This is a genomic window from Vibrio sp. OPT46, from assembly GCF_015163535.1.
Lineage (GTDB): Bacteria > Pseudomonadota > Gammaproteobacteria > Enterobacterales > Vibrionaceae > Vibrio > Vibrio alginolyticus.
Window position 1 is genome coordinate 40,243 of the sequence record NZ_JADDYG010000517.1, and the last position, 4,425, is coordinate 44,667.

Annotated in this window: 5 protein-coding genes and 1 pseudogene; 4 read left to right on the top strand and 2 right to left on the bottom strand. The window is 43.1% G+C overall.

What is annotated here, in order from left to right:
* A pseudogene (locus IQR33_RS21160) lies at positions 1-599 on the bottom strand (class I tRNA ligase family protein); the annotation flags it as partial.
* A gap of 202 nt (positions 600-801) precedes the next feature.
* On the opposite strand from IQR33_RS21160, the gene IQR33_RS21165 reads away from it, so the two are divergent.
* From IQR33_RS21165 to IQR33_RS21180, 4 genes are all read left to right on the top strand, one after another.
* A complete protein-coding gene (locus IQR33_RS21165; protein WP_005378156.1) occupies positions 802-1,296 on the top strand; it encodes a peptidylprolyl isomerase in 495 nt (164 codons plus the stop codon).
* Between the two features lie 60 nt (positions 1,297-1,356).
* The gene (lpxH, locus tag IQR33_RS21170; protein WP_005389817.1) at positions 1,357-2,094 is read left to right on the top strand and encodes a UDP-2,3-diacylglucosamine diphosphatase; all 738 of its coding nucleotides are present in this window, start codon (positions 1,357-1,359) and stop codon (positions 2,092-2,094) included.
* A 98-nt stretch (positions 2,095-2,192) separates the two neighbouring features.
* Positions 2,193-3,407: an EAL and HDOD domain-containing protein gene (locus tag IQR33_RS21175; protein WP_017821720.1), complete on the top strand. Its 1,215-nt coding sequence runs from the start codon at positions 2,193-2,195 to the stop codon at positions 3,405-3,407.
* An 80-nt stretch (positions 3,408-3,487) separates the two neighbouring features.
* Positions 3,488-4,003, top strand: a complete 516-nt coding sequence (locus IQR33_RS21180) for a YchJ family protein (protein WP_031812834.1) — start codon at positions 3,488-3,490, stop codon at positions 4,001-4,003.
* Between the two features lie 280 nt (positions 4,004-4,283).
* On the opposite strand, the gene hisE is transcribed toward IQR33_RS21180, so the two are convergent.
* A partial coding sequence (gene hisE / locus IQR33_RS33880) for a phosphoribosyl-ATP diphosphatase (protein WP_228014050.1) occupies positions 4,284-4,425 on the bottom strand: 142 nt, incomplete at its 5' end.

The window sequence follows — 4,425 nt, forward strand, 5'->3', positions numbered from 1 at the left end:
GGACCCCATGGTGACTCCCACGTTGGTTCACCCGGCTTAGACATCTTCCAAAGTACAAAGTCTAGAGGGCTGCGTTTTGCTGTTTCGATATCAACGCGCGCGCCAGCTTGAAGCTGATCAAGGTCTTGCTTAGAAAGCTTGCCGTATTCGTTGAACTTACCCACTTCAAACATTACGTCACCGTTATCTGCAACGTATGCAAAACCGCGCTCGATTAGCTTCTCAACCAATTCGATGATTTCAGCAATAAACTGTGTCGCACGAGGTTCAACGTCCGGACGTTTCATGTTCAGCGCATCAAAATCAGCGTGCATTTCACTAATCAAACGCTCAGTCAATGAATCGCAAGACTCACCGTTTTCTGCGGCACGTTTGATGATCTTATCGTCGATATCTGTGATGTTACGTACAAACGTCAGATCATAGCCCAAGTAGCGAAGGTAACGTGATACAACGTCAAAAGAGACAAAAGTGCGACCGTGACCAATGTGACAGAGATCGTAGATGGTAACTCCACAGACATACATACCGACTTTGCCAGCTGTAATTGGTTTGAATTCCTCTTTCTGTCTTGTGAGTGTGTTATATATCTTTAACATGATCTCTATCTATGATTGTGAATGAATAAAGGAAGATGAGTATATCAACTCCAACCTAGTTAGGTAATAGCAATTAACCGATAAAACGATAATCGGCTAAACTTCAAGCACAAAACGAAGAATTTCCTCTTCCTGAGTTTTTAAAGCACTAGAACTTAGGCTAGAATCTCGGGCTCAACACAACACAGTAAAGGAAAGTAGCATGATCACCCTTCACACTAATTTTGGTGACATCAAGATTCAACTAAACGAAGAGAAAGCGCCAGAGACAAGCGCAAACTTCCTTCAGTACTGCCGCGACGGTTTCTACGACAACACGCTTTTCCACCGTGTTATTGACGGCTTCATGATCCAAGGTGGTGGTATGGAGTCTGGTCTACGTGAAAAAGCGACTCGTGCACCTATCAAGAACGAAGCAAACAACGGCCTTAGCAACAAAGTGGGTACACTTGCTATGGCACGTACTATGGAGCCGCATTCAGCAAGCTCTCAGTTCTTCATCAACGTAAACAACAACACGTTCCTAGACTTCCGTAGCGAAAGCCTAGACGGTTGGGGTTACTGTGTGTTCGGTGAAGTAATCGAAGGCATGGACATCGTAAATAAGATCAAAGGCGTTAGCACTGGTTCTTACGGCATGCACCAAGACGTACCTCTAGAAGACGTAGTAATCACTGGTACAACAATTGAAGAGTAATTCTTAGGAATTATTTTTAAAAGATAAGTTAATGGGGAGGCATAGCTTCCCCTTATTTCTATGACGACATTATTTATTTCCGATCTTCACCTTACCCCATCACGTCCTGATATCACGGAATGTTTTGTGACGTTCATGCGAACAGAAGCAACAAAAGCTGATGCACTTTATGTACTCGGCGATCTGTTTGAGTTCTGGATTGGTGACGATGACAACACCCCTTTTGCAGACCAAATCCGTGCAGAGTTTAAAGCACTGACGGATGCGGGTGTGCCAACTTTTTTCATCCAAGGCAATCGAGATTTTTTACTCGGCAAACGCTTTTGCAAAGAAACCGGTATGACATTACTCGACGATGTCTGCACGATTGATCTTTATGGTCAAAAAGCCGTAATCCTACATGGCGATACGCTCTGCATTGACGATGTGAAATACCAAGAGTTTAGAAAAACCGTTCACAAGCCATGGCTACAATGGTTGTTTAACCGTATTCCTTGGTTCATCAAGAAGAAAATTGTCTCAAAAGTTCAATCCGATATTCGTGATGATAAAATGAGCAAGTCATTAGATATCATGGACGTCAACCAAAATGAGGTCGAGAAAGTAATGTCTCAGAACTGCGTCAACTTAATGATTCATGGTCACACACATCGCCCGAACACACATTTTTTTGACGTTGATGGCGTTAAAAAGACCCGAATTGTTTTAGGGGATTGGTATACGCAAGGCTCAGTTTTAAAAGTAAATTCTGATAGTTTTGACCTACAAACGAGACCGTTCATACAGAATTTGCGTTAAGCATGTAGAGCGTGTAGAAGATTCACGCTCAAGTCGTAGATATTTTGTAAAAAATCGCTATTATCATAATACTAAGTTAAACAGAACGAAGTACCTAATTGAAGTATTCTTACGTAGCTCGCCAACCGATTCTGGATAGAGAAAAACGAACCATAGGTTACGAACTCCTCTTTCGAGACGGCCCTAAAAATACCTTCCCTGAAGTAGAACCAGAGCTGGCTACTAGTCGACTGCTATCCGATCATTTTTTGTCGACGCATTACAACACATTAGGAAACAAACTTGGCTTTGTTAACTTTCCGCATCAAAGCTTGGTGAACTTGGTCCCAACTTTGTTTCCTAAAGAATCTCTCGTCATTGAAGTCCTTGAAGACTGCCAACCGACAGAAGAACTGTTAGAAGCCATCAAGCACCTTCATGAGTGCGGGTACAAAATTGCTCTGGATGATTTTGTTCCGACGAAAGCTTGGAAGCGTTTTCTTCCATACGTTTCCATGATCAAGTTTGATATTAGACTTGTGCCGATCAAGAAAGCTGCCATTTTTATTCAGGCGTTGAGCCCATTTAAAATCGACTTTCTTGCGGAAAAGGTAGAGACCTATGAAGAGTTCGAGCAAGCTCTAGAAGCCGGTTTTAACTATTTTCAAGGGTATTTTTTTAGCAAACCTGAGATGATCCAGAAAAAACGGTTGAACCCCGCGTTTCTTACCGTCATCCAGCTTTGTAAAGAGATTGCAGATAAGCCCATCGACTTCAATGAGGTTGAACGTCTGTTTTCGATTGATGTGACGCTGTCATACAAGCTGCTTACTTACGTAAATTCAGGCTATACATTAACGACTAAGATCAAATCGTTCAGACAGGCGCTTATTTATCTGGGTGAAGAGCGACTACGACGCTTTATTTCCTTAGTTGCAATTGCCTCCGTTCAAGAAGATAAACCTGACTCTCTTTACTCTTTAGCGATTCAGCGTGCACGAATGTGTGAACTGCTACTTAGTCAAATGAACACTAGGTATGACCCTGGGCAGGCTTTTTTGACAGGCATGTTTTCTTTACTCGGATCTTTGCTCGATCAACCGCTCTCGGATGTCATTGAAGATATCCCCGTTGACGAAGATATAAAACTCGCATTAACCAGTCGAAAAGGCGTACTTGGTCACTTACTTTCGATGACGATCGCCTATGAACAAGCGGACTGGGAGTTAGCCGAGCGATATTGCACCGTTCTTAAATTAACCGAACCTCAATTAGCGGACGCTTTTAATCAATCGACGGAATGGGCTCAAGAACTGCTGTCTCAAACGCCCTAAATCGCTATAATGCCTCACCTCCAGCCTCGCAATTGTGAGGTTGTTTGTTTTTACCGCTTAATTAATCGAGATTTCATTTTATGGCTTCTTCTTGCCCTTGCGGATCTAACCGCACCTACCAACAGTGTTGTGAAATTGCCCACAACAACCATGCTGACGTCACCACTCCAGAGCAGTTAATGCGCTCTCGTTACAGTGCGCATGTGTTAGGTCTAGTCGATTACGTGGTGAACACGTACCACCCAAGCTGTAATGCAGAAGAGCAACGTGAAGGCATTGCCCAATCTATCGACAGCGATTGGTGCAAACTTGAAGTTGTAAAAACAGAAGCTGGCAGTAATGACAATGAAGGCTTTGTCGAATTTAGCGCTTATTTTGATGAAGACGGCAAGCGCTACTGTATGACAGAGCGTTCTCGCTTTGTAAAAGAAAATGGGCTTTGGTACTACATTGACGGCACGTTTCCAGAAGAAGAGCTAGAAGAAGAACCAGAACAAGATCCTCGCCTAAACCAACCAGTGAGTAGCCTAAAAGTAGGTCGTAACGACCCGTGTATCTGTGGAAGCGGTAAGAAATTTAAGAAGTGTTGTGGGTAAGATCATCCACTCCTAGCTTATTGAGCTCTCTTTAATGAAATTCCTGATCTCGCCTAGGCTCGTTGGAGTGACGTGAATATATGTACCTGTTTGAAGTAAATAACTCTACTGCAAGCACCATTAGAAAATATACCGTCATTCTGAACAGCGAGGAACGAGTGTGATTCAGAATCTAATCGCTACTAGCACTGTTGCCGGTTTTTACCCCGAATCAAGAACACTAAATTAAAAAAGCCCCTAGGCTCGAGAGCATAGGGGCTTTCACTTATCTATAGCAAGCTTACTTATGACGCTCTTTCAGTTTGTTCACTACGTCATTCATCGATAAGCCTTGGTCTTGAAGCAATACCATTAAGTGGTAAATCAAATCCGCAGATTCACACACTAACTCCGCCTTATCGCCCGACGTCGCCGCAAGCGCG

Excerpts from the sequence above, each read along its gene's own strand:
- IQR33_RS21165 (WP_005378156.1), top strand. The coding sequence starts at position 802 with ATGATCACCCTTCACACTAATTTTGGTGACATCAAGATTCAACTAAAC.
- lpxH (WP_005389817.1), top strand. The coding sequence starts at position 1,357 with ATGACGACATTATTTATTTCCGATCTTCACCTTACCCCATCACGTCCT.
- IQR33_RS21180 (WP_031812834.1), top strand. The coding sequence starts at position 3,488 with ATGGCTTCTTCTTGCCCTTGCGGATCTAACCGCACCTACCAACAGTGT.